This window comes from Paenibacillus sp. EKM301P (assembly GCF_011800295.1).
Classification (GTDB): domain Bacteria; phylum Bacillota; class Bacilli; order Paenibacillales; family Paenibacillaceae; genus Paenibacillus; species Paenibacillus polymyxa.
On record NZ_JAALFM010000003.1, the window covers coordinates 447,263 to 464,917 of the forward strand.

The window sequence follows — 17,655 nt, forward strand, 5'->3', positions numbered from 1 at the left end:
TGACAGATGACCCCCAGAGGACTTGCGTAAAGTTTACGCAAGTCCTTTTGACTGATTGGCTCCACCTTTCTTGACATTTTTCCACATAAATGATTTACTAATTTCATTATTCGTAATTATTACGATTAAATTATCAAACAGAAAGTGCTGCTGCTTTCCTATCTCGCATTACAGTTACTACTGCACAGTCAACATTTTATGAAACTTTCGAAGGGATGAGTGATTACGTTGGCAAACGCTATGGAAAGAGATGAGAAAATACCGGTCACGGTTCTAAGTGGGTACCTCGGTTCCGGCAAAACCACACTGCTGAACCATGTACTGAACAACCGGGAAGGCTTACGGGTAGCTGTCATCGTCAATGATATGAGTGAGGTTAATGTGGATGCTGATCTCGTTCGCGACGGTGGAGGATTATCCCGTGTGGATGAGAAGCTAGTGGAAATGTCCAACGGTTGCATCTGTTGTACCTTGCGTGAAGATTTATTAAAAGAGGTAGAGCGACTGGCGCTCGAAAAAAAGTTTGACTATATTCTTATTGAATCCACAGGTATAGGTGAGCCCATTCCAGTGGCCCAAACCTTTAGTTATGTAGATGAGCAAAATGGAATTGATTTGACCAAACTGACCCGATTGGACACGATGGTCACCGTCGTGAACGCACCAGAGTTTTGGGAAGACTTCTATTCTAGGGACTCTCTTAAGGATCGTGGACAGGAAATGGCGGCAGAGGATGTACGCGGCATCGTTGATCTGCTCATAGAGCAGGTGGAATTTTGTGACGTGCTAATCATTAATAAGTGCGATCTGGTATCGCCAGAGGAACTCGAACGACTGGAAAAGGCACTACGCGGCATTCAACCGAACGCCAAAATCATCCGTTCCGAATACGGCAGAGTGGACCCAAAGGAGATTTTAAACACGCATCGCTTTGATTTTGAAACTGCTAGTCAGGCGGCGGGTTGGATACAGGAAATGAACAAGGATGAACATGTACCGGAGACAGAGAAATATGGCATTGCTTCGTTTGTGTACAAGCGCAAAATCCCATTTCATCCCGAACGTTTATTGAAATGGCTGGCTCAATGGCCTACTGAGGTTGTACGTTCCAAGGGATTAGTGTGGCTCGCCACGCAAAACCGTACTGCCTTTACATTCAGTCAGGCGGGTAGCTCCAAACAATTCGCACGCGCAGGACTATGGGTGTCTGCTTTGACTGAAGAAGAACGACAATACTATCTCGGTGAAAATTTTGAAAAAACACCCGATTGGGATGAGAAATATGGCGACCGGGTTACCAAACTCGTATTTATTGGTATCGATATGAACCGGGAAGAAATCGAGCGTAGCTTGGATAAGACACTGCTAACCCCTGAAGAAATGGAACAGGACTGGCGCAAGTTACCTGACCCGTTTACGAAAAACATATAATGAGTTTGAAAAAGCGCCTAAAGTGAGCAACTACCTCCCATCTTAGGCGCTCTGGCCTTATTTATGCTTAACCCATTGCGCGTTATCGATCGGCCAAAAGATCACATCCGCACGTCCGACAATATCCTTGATGGCAACAAAACCAATTGCACGACTATCCCTACTATTATTGCGGTGGTCACCCATTACAAAAATATACCCATCAGGAACCTTGGAATCGGTTATGGTTCCGTTTGGAAAGTCCACATTGTTATATAATTCTCCCTTGGCGTGAGCATCTTGGATAGCCTCTTGAATGTATGGCTCCTCTACTTTCTTACCATTCACATAAAGATGATCACCTTGATACTGAATCGTATCTCCAGCCACTCCAATCACACGCTTAATAAAGTCCTTTTGTTCCTTTTTTACATGAAATACAACAACCTCACTTGCCTTGGGGTCACGAAAATCGTAAATCACCTTATTCACGACCACTCGTTCATCTGTTTTGAAATTCGGTTCCATGGATGCTCCCTCAACAATAAATGGCGCAAATAACAGCCAACGTATAATGAACACGAGCACAATGGCAACAATAATTGCCTTAAGCCAATCGATCATCTCCTTGTTCATTCGCGGTCGCTTTTCCTGCAATGGTTCGGAAGTTGAACTTGTCAAATGCTTCCCGCTCTCCATGCGCTAAACCCACCTTTTCTCACAGTTTTATTCCTATTATATGTATAATGTTTAAGTATAATCAAATTTTCCCAGTCTAGCAAAACTGTATTTTTAGTTGAAACAAAAGTGTGAACTTTTTTTCACAATATTAAAAAAACAATAAAAAACTGTTGATGCAAACGTTAACATATATTACACTGTGCATATACTTCTTAGAGCGTTTTGGACTTATGATAGATCAATCTGTCCCCCCAGGAGGTGTCCTGTTTTTTTAATGGAAAGACAGCATGAGCGACTTTTATATGTGCTATCTTCTTTTAAAATATGAGCTCAGATAAGGAGGAATTTACATGTTTAAACGGAATGATCGTTCAAAAAATGGCTTTAACGCTCTAAGACTCGGTGTTTCTTTTGTTTTTGCTTCTTCTTGTCTTATTGGAACCGCTTACGCGGATATTCCATCCAACAACCTCCCCTCTACCACACTCACAGAGGAGGCAGTTAGTGCAACCGATTCAACAACTGTTTCCACCACGTTAGCGGCAGGCGATTTGTATGTGGCTCCAAATGGTAACGTGTCCAATCCGGGTACCATATCTAGTCCTACCACCCTCGAAGCAGCACTGACACAAATTGCTCCTGGCAAAACCATCTACCTGCGCGGTGGTAAATACGCCTACTCCTCAACGATTACAATTCAGCGTGGAAATAACGGCAATAACGGCTCACTCAAAGGATTAGTCGCTTACGGTAGTGAAAAACCTGTACTTGATTTCTCTGCTCAGGCCTTTGGTTCAGCTAATCGGGGACTTCAGCTTAACGGGGACTTCTGGCTGGTGAAAGGTCTTGAAGTCAAAGGTGCCGGAGATAACGGTATCTATATTGGCGGCAGCAATAACCGAATTGAAAACGTCGAGACCCACCACAATCGGGATACCGGGCTCCAACTCGGACGCTACTCCCCTAACGCTTCCACCAGTGAGTGGCCTGCGAACAATTTGATTTTGAATTCCTACTCTCACGATAACGCCGATCCCGATAATGGCGAGGATGCCGATGGCTTCGCGGCTAAACTGACTGTAGGATCAGGCAATGTGTTCGATAACTGCTTGGCAGCGTACAACGTAGACGATGGCTGGGATCTGTACAGTAAAACGGAAACAGGCCCTATCGGTGCCGTAACCATTTTGAACAGTGTGGCCCATCACAACGGGCAAACCTCTGATGGAACGTCTACTGCGAACAGTGACGGCAACGGCTTTAAGCTGGGTGGAGACAAAATCAAGGTCAACCATATTGTAAAAAACAGTATCGCTTTCCAAAACAAAAAACACGGTTTCACCTACAATAGCAACCCTGGCTCCATTACTTTGACCAACAATACCTCATGGGACAATGGACAAAGCAATTTCGCCTTTGATAAGGGTGAACACGTGTTCATTAACAATCTTTCTTTCGAGGGAACAGCAAGTGATAAAACAAGTGGTACGGATCAAGATAACTCTAACGTCTGGTGGAAAAACAAAAAAACGACGAATGCCAAAGGTCTCACAGCCAGTGCAGACGACTTTGTTAGTCTCGTGCCTTCCATCACTCGAAGTACAGACGGTTCCATCCAGCTGGGTGATTTCCTTAAGCTGGCCAAAGGAAGCGATCTGATTGGCTCGGGTACTCCGAGCGGAAATATAGGGGCACGGTAAAAGCCCCACCTAATCAGGACGCCTGGCCCATCTACCAACCTAGACCATTCTGCATAATATAGCGACCGGTGATTGTCCTCATAACCAGACAAAATATGAGGTGAACAGATCATGGAACGAAAAATCACACTGAAACATACACTTGCCTATGGAAGCGGTAACATGCTGGGAAGTGGTGCACTTGCTATTAGCGGTGCATGGTTAATGTACTTTTATACAACCTTTTGCGGACTGTCTCCTGTTCAGGCCGCAGCCATTTTCTCTGTTGCCAGCATCATAGATGCGGTCAGCAATCCGATCATGGGCTTTATCAGCGACAACTTTCACCGAACCCGCTTAGGTCGTAAATTCGGCAGACGCCGTTTTTTCATCATGATGGGTATTCCGCTGATGCTCGTGTATCCGATGCTTTGGATAGATGGGTTGGGCTTCTGGTATTACCTGAGTACGTACGTGCTGTTTGAACTGGTGTACACCTCTGTCATGGTGCCATATGAAGCACTAGCATCCGAGATGACCCGGGATTTCGGTGCACGCTCCAGACTGACCGGATGGAAGGCCATGTTTGGTAAAATTGCCAATTTTGCCGCCGCTTTTATCCCTGGTCGCTTTATTGCTGCTTATGGCAAAGACTCTCCATTGCCTTTCTTGTATACCGGTCTCGTTTTTGCAGCAATCTTGCTGATTGCCATGGCATTCTTGTACAAAAACTCCTGGGAACGTCCAAGTGAAGAACTGCAAAAGGAACTGGAAGGTGAAGCTCCACTTTCCTTTATAGATTCCATGAAAAAGTTGTTTATCGACATTTCCTCTACCTTCCGAGTAAAGACGTTCCGTCATCATCTCGGGATGTACCTGGGCGGATTTTCAGCTGAGTGGCTGTTTACTTCAGCTTTTACGTACTTCATTGTTTTCTCCTTGTTCCAAAGCTCGGAGATGGTATCCAATCTGAACAGCTTTAACTCTGTCATTCAATTGATTTCTACCTATTTCTTCATCCAATTCTGTGTGCGTAAAGGGTTTCGTATGCCTTTCATCGCCGCACTCGTCGTCGTTTGCTTTAGCGTAGCAGGTTATGGTCTGCTCTATCTCACAGGAGCCTCTAATACGATGATGTGGCTATATGTCATCACACTGCTCATGGGGCTTGGTACAGGTGGCGTCTACTACATCCCTTGGAATCAATACACATTCCTTGCCGATGTGGATGAAGCGCTGACTGGTCGCCGCCGGGAAGGTATTTATGCGGGTATGATGACTTTTGCCGGAAAAATGGTGCGGGCTGTTGTCGTTTTCATTCTCGGCTGGGTGTTACAGCACTTTGGCTTTCTATCCGGAGCTGAAAGTCAGCCAGTCTCTGCTCAGCACGCTATCTTCTATGTACTCGTGGTGGGTACTATTGTTCTCGCGATCATCGGGATGATTGCTTCTGTCGTAATGAAGCTGGATATTGACAGCCACAAGAAGCTAATCGCCGAGATTGACCGCCTCAAAAACGGTGGCTCCATGAAATCAGCCAAGCCAGAAGCTCGAAAAGTGTTCGAACAACTAACAGGCTTCAGCTACGATCGGTGCTGGGGCAACAATAATGTGGGCTTTAAGAACAAACCCGTTGATCCTAAGACACACACTCCGTCTATGTAACAACAATAACATACAGATTAAACTTTACTGAAGAGGTGACTGTATCATGGCAAATTCAACATCGCAACCAACAACAAATCCTACAAAAACAGATTCCTGGGCTGTACGTATGAGCGATTCCGTGATTAAACGGAGTCCGGAATTTTATGAAAAATGGGAATATGACCATGGCGTGATTTACAGAGGTTTGGAATGGGTTGGCGAACTGACAGGCGATCCCAAGTATATGGAATATATAAAAAAACATATGGATCACTTTGTTGATGAAAATGGTGTGATTCAGCGCTATAAAGTAGATGAGTATAATATTGACCATGTGAATAACGGCAAGCTGCTCTTCACTCTGTATCGTGCCACAGGCGATGAACGCTATAAAAAGGCAGCCTTCCAATTACGCAGTCAGCTGGAAAAACATCCACGCACAAGCGAGGGCGCATTCTGGCATAAGCAAATTTATCCGTATCAAATTTGGCTTGACGGCTTGTACATGGGTGCCCCATTCTATGCTGAGTTTATTCGCGAATTCGGAGATCCGTCAGAGTTTGACGATGTGACCCTGCAATTCAAGCTATGCTACAAGCATACGCGTGATCCTGAAACGGGTCTGCTCTATCACGCTTGGGATGAGAAGCGGGAACAGCATTGGTGCAACCCGGAAACCGGCTGTTCCAAAAATTTCTGGGGCCGCTCAATGGGCTGGTTTGTCATGGCACTCGTCGACGTGCTGGACTACATTCCAGAAGATCATGCAGATCGTCCCGTCTTGATTGATATGCTGAGAGAAACACTGGAAGCCTTGCTGAAAGTGCGTGATAAAGAAAGCGGCGTCTTTTATCAGGTGCTCAACCTGGGCCATGTGAAAGGCAACTATCTGGAAGCATCTGCTTCCTGCATGATTCTATACGCTATGGCCAAAGGTGTTCGCAAAGGTTATCTGCCAGAGCATTATCGCCAAGAAGCAGAAATCACCCGTAAAGGTATTATTGATGAATTTATTACGATTACTGAAGAAGGACTTGTGAATCTGAACAAAACAGTACAAGTAAGCGGTCTAGGTGGTAAAGATCGCCGGGATGGTACCTTCGCTTACTATATCAGCGAGCCGATTATAACTAACGATCCCAAAGGTATCGGAGCTTTCATTCAGGCGATGGGTGAAGCAGAGCGCATCTAAATGATGCGGACTATGTACTTTTAAATAGCACAAAGGACGGTGGCGATGAGCCCCGTCCTTTTCTCATATATATCTTACTTCATAACCTTAAATTCATATCCCTGTTTCTTCAGATATTCTATAATTTGCGGCAATGCTTTGGCTGTTTCTTCTTTACCATAAGTGTCATGCATGAGTATGATCGCTTTTTCTCGGCCTTTGACTGACCTCATAAACTGATTAATTAGTGCGGGTGCTTTCTTGGATCTTCCCTCTGCATCCTTCGTTAATACATTCCAGTCCACCTGATGGTAATCCTTTTGAAGTAAAACCTTATCCAGAGCGGCCATTCCTTGTGGATCTCTTCTGTTCCATGTCATGTGCCCCCCGGGGAATCGGATCATTCTGGTGGAGAATTCTGGTCCCAGAATGCTTTTTAGAACCTGATTGTTCTTCTCGATCTCCTGCATAACATGATCCGTATTTACTCGTCTGTTCGGATATAAATACTTATAGTTATGTGAGTACGTATGGTTTCCTATCGCGTGACCCTCTTTGACAATTCTTTTGATAAGGTTCCGGGTATGCTCATTCTCATTGGCTTCTTTTCCTACAATAAAAAAGGTTGCCTTGACCTTTTGCTTTTTCAGAATGTCTAATATTTGGGGGGTGACCGTCACAGATGGACCGTCATCAAAGGATAAGTAGGCCACCTTTTTACCATCGGCTCCATCAGGCATCTTTCCTAGCATTTGCTGATTTAAATATTTTTCAACAAAGGCACCGTCTTCTACACCGGGATCATTTTTTGGAGAGGCTGCTTTATTGTTTGCCCCTGCGCTGGCTTTAACTTTGGATGAGTCCTTGGATACAGAATCTGTTTTTTTAGCAAGCTCCTGAGTCGGCGCATGTGGTTTGCTATCTGAGACCTTTATCGCAATAAAAGTAATGCAGCCTGCCACAAATAATACAATAGCAATCAGCATCAGCCTTCTTTTGTTCCTCTTCAAGCGGTGCTCTCTTGTTCTACTATGTGAATAACCCTTTTCCATTAGATTATGTACCTCCACCCTAAAATAAGAAAAACCACCGGAGCAGGGTGAAAGCGCACCTTACAACGAACATTGGAAAACCGGGAGGTTTGACCGATGAAAGTTTAAGGTTGCACTTCAACCAGGGGACGGACAACCTACTCCCGGTGGTTTCTTATCTTGCATTTGCATAATTTATGAATATCATTGCGGTTCTGTTCATTAAGATTGCTTCGTTAGGGCCTGAGCCAGTAAAGACGCATAGGCTTTAGCGCCTTTAGGTTTTAAATGTACTCCATCATGCTCAAAATATGAGTTTTTACCGGAGCTTGCTGCATACCAGTCAATCATTGTAATTCGTGGGTCTTGGGATGCAGCCTCAGCAAGATGCTTGTTCACAATGCTCTCCCAAGGCCGAGGTACACGGGTATTCACAAGTATAATATGCTTTGTATCCTTCAGACTGGCGAGCAGATTGGATAGCTGGTCCTTGGTGAAAGCGCCGTTCGTACCCAGCTCAATAATAACCGTCTTGCCCAGCTGTCCGTTCTGTCTCAGTTGCTCCAGTACGGCAGGCGCTTCCGCCATTTGGCGGCCAATCCGTCCATCCACAACAGCCCCTGGGAAGGATTCCTGAATGTACGACTGTACATCGAGCATGACAGAGTCTCCAATGGCAGTCACACTAGAGCCATCGCCTGTCATAGGCTTAGCTTCTTGGGATGTGGTCGAAGGTTCCGTCTGCGTCGTAACGCCATCCGTAGTACCAGCCTTGACTGCCGTATTTTTAGGCGCCTGGGCTTGGGACGAAGCCTTGCTGTCCTTGACTCCTTGCGGCTTGGTGGCTGTAGGCTCCTTGGAAGCTACGGACACCGTTCCATGAAGCGGCGGCATCGCCTTTGCCTTGGCAATTGGCTGCTCATCACTAGATGCTGCCTGCAACGTTGCGTCAGGAGATACCACGTACAGGTGAACGGTACCCACACCAATACCTATACAAAGCATTGCTGTTGCGGTTGTAGAGATCCATCTCCACCGCATCTGCCGACGAACCGCTGAACGAATTCCTGCAATCCAGTGCCGGAATCCATCATGCCGAATCGGTTCCTCGATATATTTAAACGAGAGAGACGCCAGCAGTATGGTAGCCAGCAATTGTATAACGATACGCATCACATGCACACCATCGGTATCCACCTGAGGTGTCGTTAGCGTGATAACTGGAAAATGCCATAGATACAGTCCGTAGGAACGGGCGCCGATCCAGCGCAGCGGCTTGCGTCCAAGCAGGCGACCGAGATGGCTCACCGGGTGTGCCAATGCTGCAACCACAATAGCAGTGACCACCGCAATCCCCAGCAAGCCGCCGCGGTACAGAGCTGGGTCATATTCATTCGAGGCCCACGCCCAGTGGCATAGCAGCAGCAAGCTGATTGCACCGACGCCATCGAGAAGCAAGCGCGCCTTCGCCGAAGCATGCCCTTTCAGCTTGCCGCTTGGCCATACCAAGGCCAGCGCCGCACCAATCAGTAGAGCGAAGCCGCGTGTGTCCGTGCCATAATATACCCGGCTCGGATCGCTCCCCGGTACGTAAATCACGGCCATCAGGAGCGCGGATATTAACGCCAGACAAATCACCCATCCGGCCAGTACAATACGCTTGGGCATGTACTTCAGCCCAAGCGCCAGCAGTAAAGGCCACAGGATATAAAACTGTTCCTCCACCGCCAGCGACCACAGATGCCCAAGCGGAGAAGGAGGACCGAAACTTTCAAAATACGAAACCTGATGGAAAATAAACCACCAATTGCTCATATACACCAATGCGGCAGGTACATCTCCGCGCAAGGCCGTAAGCCGTGACGGATCGAAGAGCAACGAGCACAGGACAATGACAGTCACAACCGTCAGCATGGCAGGCAGCAACCTTCTGGCACGACGCACCCAGAAATCTTTCATTTTAAAACTATGATATGTATCCCACTGACTGACTAGAATATCTGTAATCAGATACCCCGACAACGTAAAAAACACGCCTACACCCAACAAACCACCCGGTAACCAATCCGGATTCAAATGATACACAATGACTGCGATGACCGCCAGTGCTCTTAATCCATCCAAACCTGGCATATAACGACGTTGTGACGACAACCGATTAGACTTCATTTCAGCCGCTGTCCTTCTTGCAAATTCGAACTCTCTGTCTGTTTCAATGCTCTTCTGCCCTTTCCCTCTCCTGCACATCGTCTGTGCGATGCCCTGTAGCCTTTTCATTCATTATATAAAACTTCATAATCGTAATGATTTCATTGAAGTTAAAATTAATGACAATGTTTTTATTATATCATTCCTTTCCACAGTTAGGTAACCACTGATAGATATACAAAAAAAGGTATCTCTTCCCTTAGGAAGAAAATACCTTTTTCTTAATTCGTGTCTATTAAAATTTGATGATCCCTGAAGTATGAAGGAAGACCAACAACATCAGGATCGGTGCAACATACCGAAGGCCGAACAACCATACACGGAACCAGAAAGGCTTGAGATTGGCATGCTCGCCAGCAGTTTTCCAGTAGTACCCTGTGAATATAACTATCAGTAAGCCGCCCAATGGCAAGAAGATGTTGGACGCTGTGAAGTCAACAAAGTCAAAGAAAGATTTGTCGCCCACCTTTAACTCTGGAACCAACCCCATCGACAATGCAGAAGGGACACCCAGCAACAGACACAGGATCGATACGATGACAACCGAGCGTACCCGGCCCCAACGGAACCGCTCCATAACATAAGCTACGGGTACCTCCAGCAGGGATACCATAGAGCCTAATGCTGCAACCGCCAGCAATACGAAGAACAAACCGCCGAAGAAAGCTCCGAAAGGCATGGCAGAGAATGCAGCCGGTAAAGCAATAAAGACCAAAGACGGTCCTTGGGCAGGGTTAATACCAAAGGAGAAGGTTGTAGGGAAAATGATCATACCTGCGATAAACGCATAGATTAAATCCCCGCCACCCACTGCCAGCATAGCTCCCCCCAGCGATTGTCGACGATCTACATAAGCACCATATGTGACCATGATCCCCATCCCCAGTGAGAGGGAGAAGAAGGCATGTCCCAAAGCAACCAATGCAGATTCTATACTTAACTTAGAAAAGTCAGGATTCAAAAAGAAGGATACACCCGCACCAGAACCTGGCAGCATGAGAGCGTTAATCATCAGCACGAGCAACAGGATGACCTTAGCAGGAATCAAAATTTTATTGAACTTTTCAATTCCGTTCGATACCCCAAGGGTAACCACGACTGCTGTAAATGCAAAAACAATTAACAACCATACCAACGGTGCATAGCCAGAGGAAAATGAAGCAAACTGACCAGCAAAATCATTATTCGAAAACAGACTTCCGCTAAATGCCTCTACGGCATAATGCAGTGTCCATCCTCCTACAATGGCATAGAACGACAAAATAACAAACGGCACGATAACAAACATAATGCTCATCTTGCCCCAAATTGGATGTCCGCCTACTTTCACCATTGCAGAGGCAGCACTTCCTCGACCTGCACGACCAAGCGCAAGCTCTGCTAAAAGTACAGGCAAACCAACAAGCAACAAGCAGACAATAAACAACAAGAAAAATGCAGCTCCGCCATATTGTCCGGTAATATACGGAAATTTCCAGATGTTACCTAGTCCTGCCGCACTCCCGATCGCTGCCAAAATGAATCCAGCCGACGAGAAGCGTTCATTCTTATCAGACAGGTTATTCTGCCCCTTGCCCAAATTCATGGTATCCCCCTCATTCTCTCTACTTACGCATAAACTTGAGCATGCGTACATAAATAATTTTTTCTCATTATAGCGTAAGTAGGATGCGAGGTCATGCATAATTTTTCACTATTTCCGGATTTATTTTCATAATGTTCGGGATCTACACAATACAACAAAAAACTACATTTTTTCTTCAGTATCCTTCTTTATAATGGTCTCTCCCATACGATTGGATACTTTTTGGTAAATATACGAAATGGCCAGCAATACAACCCCAAAGGAGAAATAGGCTACAATTGTGCTTCCCGACGTTAATAGGTGTAGATCGTACAATAGCAGCTTACCTGTAGCTAGCAGAGTCAAGCCCAACCCAAATCGGCGGATGTAGACCACTCGCTTGAGGAAGCCGTATACAATATACAAAATGGCCAACAGGAGATACACCAGACTGAACACAAGACCTGCGTCTCCCAGGTGGAACTGAACTCCGAGAAAGGCAGTAATGATGCCCAACAAATATACACCCATAATGACCGGATATAGCTCATTACTTCTATAATGTCGCGTCATCAGTGCGTTTAGGAAGTCCTTGCTGCTGAAGAATACCAGTACATTAAAGGCTGCCAGTACAATTAACGCCACATAATCAGCAGCCGTATTCTGCGCATAATCCTCATGCAAGGTTGGAATCGCTACGGTTACCACCAATGCCAGCGCGTAGCCTATGACGTACAATGCCAAGCTATAATATTTAATCACCCGATCGTACAACAGCTTCACTTTAGGCAGGAAATAAGCTAACACCAGGGATACGCAGGTGAACAACAATACCTTGTACAAGGTGTAATGTGCAAACTCATCGGATACGACGATGTTATACCAATGCCCAGCTTCGTACAAAAGATAGAGGTACACGTTCACCAAAGCTACATACTTAAATCCTTGCATGATATGCATTTCGTACAAACGATTGTTTTTGAAAGCATTCGGACGACTATATTCAATCGCATAGAAGACAGTAACGATCAACATTCCCAGTGTAATGAGCGTATATTTAAGCCCAAAATAATCTGTCTCAAAGCCTGACAACAGATATATAGGGAAATCAATGAAAAAGAATGCGCCCAGACACAATCCTAGAATGCCCCATCCTGCACGCTCCAATTCTTTCAAGCGGTAGCGATGTCCATACAATGTAAGAAGCACAGCCTCGATTAACCAGCCCATGGACAACCATCTGACTCCAAACTGGAACGGAATCATGAGAATGGCAAAGGTCAATGATGTCGCATAAAACAGTATTTTGGTTTGTTTCTCCTCTGGAATATATCGCCGTACCCATTGGCCCAAGCCCCCATACACCAAGCAAAAGACGAGTGCCAGTAATCCTTTGTAATCATCCAGACCTGCATCGCCGAACAGAGAATACAGAACGGAACAGCTCACAACTGTATTCAGAGCCAACAAGGAGAAATCCAGCCATGATAGTTTTGTTTTGAGTCGGAACGGCACCCACAGTGTCATCCCGAGATACATCGCAAATGTAATGATTGCATATAGCATGCTGGCTATATTGCTTTCTGATAACCACGCGAGTACAACCATTAATGGGGTATTGAGCAGAAAGCTGATATATTGCACGATGACCCACCGTTTGCGGAAGGATACAAGCAGGATCAGCAGGTTCAGCAAGAATAGATAGCCCATCGCGATATACACGGCGTTTCCTTCCAGCCCGTTTGCTGCCATATAGGAGAACAACGGAAGATATCCCCCTACTAAACCGAAGGAACATATCGTTCGAGATTCATATCTTAAGGACAACAGCACAGCGGTCACCGTAACTAGAACGGACAAGCCTATACCTGTATACATTCCTATGATTTCTAGCAAAAAGTAGCTATAAAAAATGGACCCGTACAGTACAGAAATACCGCCGCCCAAGATACCGAGCGCAAAGGTCTGCTTCTGCTTGCGATACAACCACTCGCCGCCGCCCAGCATCAGCGCTCCTAGCAAAAAGAACGCAACGCCCTTCATATTCCCTGTAAACCAGTTTGAGTATGAGTATTTAAAAGCGGCTCCCACACCCAAGATAATGAGCAAAATCCCCAGCTTGTTAATCCAGTTCAATCCCAGCATCATTTCAAACTGATTCTGCTTCATGCGCTTCTGCATCGTTTCTTCACTGATCTCTTCTTCTTCGAGCTGATGAAGCTCGTTTTCCGTCTGATGAAGCAATTTGCGCTCTGCTTCCTGAAACCGCCTGCGTTGCTCCATGATCCGGTCACGAATCTCCTCCGAGAACAGTCTCAGTCTAGCGACGATCTCATCCTGATCCTCTTTAAGCTCATGAGTGGTTTGCTGAATAAGCTGGTCCACCCGGTTTTTAGCCCCATATTCAATGGATGTCAGCCGGTTTTCCCCTTCTGCGGTTCTGGAAGAAAAATAGGTCTCCAGCTTTTCCCGCGAAATGCGAATCATATTCGCCTTTTCACTCAACATCTGCTCCGTCAGCGCAGTACGCAGCTTTCCATTTTCCTGCTCAATATGTCGTACCCGCTCTTCCAAGTGAATGCAGCGAGCCTGATAATCCTCGAACTTTTTTCGCAGAACCTCGTTTTCCAAAATGATATCTGAAGCTTCGTAATCTGCGATTAATGTTTGATACTCCTTGAGCAGCTTGTTCTGTTCTTGGCGGATCGTGTGTAAACGATCTTTAAAATCCTCCATGTTCCCCTCCATCGCTGTCGTTTTGGTAATCATTACATTTTACATGAAATTAAAATAGCATTATAGAGACTATAGCCCATTTTGAACGCTGAATTAAGGCTATTACTTAAATATTCTTCCAGTTTCATTATCACAGATGAAGTAGAATGGAAATACATAAGAAATAAAGCCTACCTTTCCCCTTCGCAAACATGAAATCGAAATTGAAAGGAGAAATATACATGTATTCAGTAAGTGGTACTATAGCTTTGATCGCAAGCATGTCCATGTTTTGGATTTTATACGTTCTAAGAGTCAGCCATTCTGTAGGTTACAATGATGCTTTTCACTTGTTTCCACTTATCTTAATCGCATTGTGTATTTATTTTTATTGGAAAGATCATGTTGAAAAAAGGAAGTAATCCAGTGTACTGACTCATGCCCTTGATTAACCTGCCAAAAATTCGTATACTTACAAAAAAGCAAACGACATTGTGCCTGTGAAGAGCATCCAACTCGGAGGCGTTTACGCCAAGGATTATACGTTAGTGTACGATATGGCGATATGTTCCTAAGTAGACCGGACCCGCCCGTTAAAGCGGAGCAAAGTGGATTGGAGAGTATGACTTCTGTCATGCTGTCCGGTCAATTTGGGTGGCACCGCGAGATCAAAGCGCTCCTCGTCCCATGTGGATGAGGGCGCTTTTTGTATTTTTATCCGAAAAGGAGTGCGGTGTCATGTTAGATATCAAGTGGATTAGAGAGCATCAAGAGCAGGTTCAGAGAGCGGCAGACGACAAAAGAATACAAGTATCGGTCGCAGAGCTGTTAACCCTGGATGATCGGAGAAAGCAGCTGCTTCGGGAAGTGGAGCAGCTTCGCCAGATGCGTAATCAGTGTAGTCAGGATATTGGGGCGCTAATTCAGGCCGGGAAAAATGAACAGGCGGATGAGGCTAAGCGGCAGGTCAAAGAAATTAACGGACGGCTAGATCTTCTGGAAGCCCCGCAACAGGAACTAGAGCAACAGTTTCAACAGCTCTTGCTTCTAATGCCTAATATCGTATCCCCGGATACGCCGCGAGGCCAGTCGGATCAAGATAATATAGAACTGGAACGGGTCGGAACGATACCTGACTTTGGATTTGAACCCAAGGATCATATGATGCTCGGCCAGCTTCACAACCTGATCGATGTGCCTCGCGGTGTCAAAACAGCCGGTACCCGTAACTATTATCTGACGGGAGCTGGGGTCGCGTTGCACCGGGCTGTACAGCAGCTTGCTGTTGATCTGCTGAGCGAACGAGGATTTCAGCTGCTGGACGTACCATTAATGGTACGCTCTGAGGCAATGCGCAGCACTGGCTTTTTCCCGCTTGGACTGGATCAGACGTACCGTATCGCTGGAGAAGATCAATGGCTTGTAGGCACCTCGGAAGTTCCGCTGGTCTCGTATTACAGCGGTGAGATTATGGACGTTACAGACCCGATTCGGCTGGCGGCGGTATCCGTATGCTTCCGCAACGAGGTTGGCTCGGCCGGAAGGGACGTGCACGGACTGTATCGTGTGCACCAGTTTGCCAAGGTGGAGCAGGTCATCATCTGCGAAGCGAGTCTGGAAGCTTCAGAGCAGATGTTTCAGGAGATTACGCGCAATGCGGAAGATCTGCTTCAACTGCTGGAGCTCCCCTACCGTAAGATGGCTGTCTGTACAGGCGACATGTCGCAAAAAACCTACAAGCAGGTGGACATTGAGACATGGATGCCTAGCAGACAGGCTTACGGCGAAACACACTCGTCGTCCCAGTTGCTTGATTTTCAGGCGCGTCGTTCCAACATCCGGTACCGTAATGCGGACGGCAAGCTACAATATTGTTACACACTTAACAATACAGCGGTCGCTTCGCCTCGGATCTTGATCCCGTTGCTAGAGCATCACCAACAGGAGGACGGTTCGATCCGCATTCCAGAAGCTTTACGCCAGTATATGCCGCAGCATATAGAATTTTTGCGTCCTCCCATGTCATGAAAATATGGGCACACTTTGAAGAAGCGTAGAGCCAATGAGTAGGATTTCCTCATAGTCATAAACACAAAAAAGACGAAGGACAACCATCCTTCGCCTTTTTTTAATGTCTCACTGCGCTTCTGCTTCCCATGCACTAGCAGGGCCAAAAAATTCATAGTGGATATCCGATGCAGGGATATTCCACTCTTTCAACAGGCCGTATACCGATTGCATGAATCCCACAGGGCCACAAAAATAATACTGAGCGTTACGTTCCGGTATCACGGATTGCAGCCAGGCCAGATCCAGATGTCCTTCCTTATGAAAGGCCTGAGCTAGACGATCCTGCTCGGTTGGTCTGCTGTAGCACCACCGAACAGCCGCCTGTGCATGTGTGGCGACTAGTTCTTCCACCTCATTACGCAGAGCATGGTTATCTCCGCTGACTGCTGCGTGGACAAAAGTGACGGGCCGATTCGGAGCAGTTTCCACCAGGGAAGCCAGCATGCTGACCATCGGGGTGAGCCCGACTCCACCACTGATTAATACAACAGGTCTGCGATCTGTCCGATCCAGGGTAAAGTCACCCGCCGGTGCAGATACCAATAGTACATCGCCCTCCTGCACGTGCTCATGCAGATACACAGATACCTTGCCCGCTGGACGAGACCCTACAGCATCCTCTCGTTTTACGGATATCCGGTAGTAAGGTTTTCCTGGTGCACTAGAAAGGCTATATTGACGGATATGAGTATTATGTTCACCCGGAATCTCCATCTTCAAGCTGATATATTGCCCAGGCTCGAATGCAGGCAGCACCTGTCCATCCTGCGGCACCAGGTAAAAGGACGTAATTCGCTCGCTTTCCTTAACCTTTTTCTGTACAACAAAGTTCTTAAAGTCTGACCAACCTCCCTGCTGCTGTTCAGCCTCCTTGTACATTTCAGCTTCCACATCTATAAATACATTCGCAATCACACCATAGGCTTCGGCCCATGCATTAATGATCTCATCCGTTGCTGCATCCCCCAGCACGTCTTTGATCGCAGCTAGCAGATATTTTCCGACGATCGGATAATGCTCTGGCTTAATCCCCAAACTACGATGCTTATGTGCAATCTGGCGTACCACCGGAAGAATTTCCTCCAGACGGTCAATGTGCTGTGCGGCCGCATATACAGCATTGGCCAGCGCCCCCTGTTGACGTCCTTGCTTCTGATTCGCATGATTAAATATATTGAGAAGCTCGGGATGGGCCTCAAACATCATCTGATAAAAACGCTTGGTGATTGTAGTTCCGTGTACCTCCAAAACAGGTACAGTCGATTTGATCGTTGCAATGGTTTGCTCACTTAGCATTGTTGTATCCCTCTTTTCTCCAAAATAATGATGAACAAAAGGCGTTACAACATAGCTCCCTTTTGTTAACCTTCAATTAAAGCAAGTATACCCACATAAAGTAACCGTTTATGTGATTCCAGTCACTTTAAATTTGAAATAATGTGAACGTGTCAATGACAAAACGCACAATTATATACATTC

General features: G+C 46.1%; 11 protein-coding genes. 5 read left to right on the top strand and 6 right to left on the bottom strand.

The genetic code is table 11. The features are described from left to right. Positions 1-240 precede the first annotated feature (240 nt). Entirely contained in the window at positions 241-1,431 is a 1,191-nt protein-coding gene (locus HFD99_RS10230; RefSeq protein WP_167440905.1) for a GTP-binding protein, read from the top strand. A gap of 57 nt (positions 1,432-1,488) precedes the next feature. Here the strand turns inward: HFD99_RS10230 and lepB are convergent, their stop codons facing one another. Then, the gene (lepB, locus tag HFD99_RS10235) at positions 1,489-2,109 is read right to left on the bottom strand and encodes a signal peptidase I (RefSeq protein WP_016822643.1); all 621 of its coding nucleotides are present in this window, start codon (positions 2,107-2,109) and stop codon (positions 1,489-1,491) included. A 332-nt stretch (positions 2,110-2,441) separates the two neighbouring features. Here lepB and HFD99_RS10240 point away from each other — a divergent pair, with 332 nt between their 5' ends. The 3 genes from HFD99_RS10240 to HFD99_RS10250 all read left to right on the top strand — a co-directional run bounded on the left by HFD99_RS10240 (position 2,442) and on the right by HFD99_RS10250 (position 6,609). Further along, the gene (locus tag HFD99_RS10240) at positions 2,442-3,791 is read left to right on the top strand and encodes a right-handed parallel beta-helix repeat-containing protein (RefSeq protein ID WP_123797796.1); all 1,350 of its coding nucleotides are present in this window, start codon (positions 2,442-2,444) and stop codon (positions 3,789-3,791) included. Between the two features lie 111 nt (positions 3,792-3,902). Next, a complete protein-coding gene (locus HFD99_RS10245) occupies positions 3,903-5,435 on the top strand; it encodes an MFS transporter (protein ID WP_123797797.1) in 1,533 nt (510 codons plus the stop codon). A gap of 46 nt (positions 5,436-5,481) precedes the next feature. Next, positions 5,482-6,609 carry a glycoside hydrolase family 88/105 protein gene (locus tag HFD99_RS10250; RefSeq protein ID WP_107733716.1) on the top strand — a complete coding sequence of 376 codons (1,128 nt, stop codon included), beginning with the start codon at positions 5,482-5,484 and terminating at the stop codon, positions 6,607-6,609. Positions 6,610-6,683: 74 nt separating this feature from the next. Here HFD99_RS10250 and HFD99_RS10255 read toward each other — a convergent pair whose 3' ends face one another. From HFD99_RS10255 to HFD99_RS10270, 4 genes are all read right to left on the bottom strand, one after another. Next, a complete protein-coding gene (locus HFD99_RS10255) occupies positions 6,684-7,640 on the bottom strand; it encodes a polysaccharide deacetylase family protein (RefSeq protein ID WP_016822639.1) in 957 nt (318 codons plus the stop codon). 201 nt (positions 7,641-7,841) lie between these two features. Beyond that, a complete protein-coding gene (locus HFD99_RS10260; protein ID WP_123797798.1) occupies positions 7,842-9,896 on the bottom strand; it encodes an acyltransferase family protein in 2,055 nt (684 codons plus the stop codon). A 166-nt stretch (positions 9,897-10,062) separates the two neighbouring features. Then, a complete protein-coding gene (locus HFD99_RS10265; protein ID WP_016822637.1) occupies positions 10,063-11,412 on the bottom strand; it encodes a sodium-dependent transporter in 1,350 nt (449 codons plus the stop codon). Between the two features lie 162 nt (positions 11,413-11,574). After that, a complete protein-coding gene (locus HFD99_RS10270) occupies positions 11,575-14,127 on the bottom strand; it encodes a DUF2339 domain-containing protein (protein ID WP_123797799.1) in 2,553 nt (850 codons plus the stop codon). Positions 14,128-14,844: 717 nt separating this feature from the next. On the opposite strand from HFD99_RS10270, the gene serS reads away from it, so the two are divergent. Next, complete coding sequence (gene serS / locus HFD99_RS10275; protein ID WP_019688976.1) at positions 14,845-16,134, top strand: serine--tRNA ligase; 1,290 nt, start codon at positions 14,845-14,847, stop codon at positions 16,132-16,134. Positions 16,135-16,242: 108 nt separating this feature from the next. Here serS and hmpA read toward each other — a convergent pair whose 3' ends face one another. After that, complete coding sequence (gene hmpA, locus HFD99_RS10280; RefSeq protein ID WP_123797800.1) at positions 16,243-17,472, bottom strand: NO-inducible flavohemoprotein; 1,230 nt, start codon at positions 17,470-17,472, stop codon at positions 16,243-16,245. Positions 17,473-17,655: the final 183 nt, after the last annotated feature.

Bases quoted from the DNA above. Each gene is read 5' to 3' on its own strand.
- HFD99_RS10245 (WP_123797797.1), top strand. From the start codon at position 3,903: ATGGAACGAAAAATCACACTGAAACATACACTTGCCTATGGAAGCGGT.
- HFD99_RS10260 (WP_123797798.1), bottom strand. From the start codon at position 9,896: ATGAAAAGGCTACAGGGCATCGCACAGACGATGTGCAGGAGAGGGAAA.
- HFD99_RS10255 (WP_016822639.1), bottom strand. From the start codon at position 7,640: ATGGAAAAGGGTTATTCACATAGTAGAACAAGAGAGCACCGCTTGAAG.
- HFD99_RS10270 (WP_123797799.1), bottom strand. From the start codon at position 14,127: ATGGAGGATTTTAAAGATCGTTTACACACGATCCGCCAAGAACAGAAC.
- HFD99_RS10265 (WP_016822637.1), bottom strand. From the start codon at position 11,412: ATGAATTTGGGCAAGGGGCAGAATAACCTGTCTGATAAGAATGAACGC.
- HFD99_RS10230 (WP_167440905.1), top strand. From the start codon at position 241: ATGGAAAGAGATGAGAAAATACCGGTCACGGTTCTAAGTGGGTACCTC.
- HFD99_RS10240 (WP_123797796.1), top strand. From the start codon at position 2,442: ATGTTTAAACGGAATGATCGTTCAAAAAATGGCTTTAACGCTCTAAGA.
- lepB (WP_016822643.1), bottom strand. From the start codon at position 2,109: ATGGAGAGCGGGAAGCATTTGACAAGTTCAACTTCCGAACCATTGCAG.
- serS (WP_019688976.1), top strand. From the start codon at position 14,845: ATGTTAGATATCAAGTGGATTAGAGAGCATCAAGAGCAGGTTCAGAGA.
- hmpA (WP_123797800.1), bottom strand. From the start codon at position 17,472: ATGCTAAGTGAGCAAACCATTGCAACGATCAAATCGACTGTACCTGTT.
- HFD99_RS10250 (WP_107733716.1), top strand. From the start codon at position 5,482: ATGGCAAATTCAACATCGCAACCAACAACAAATCCTACAAAAACAGAT.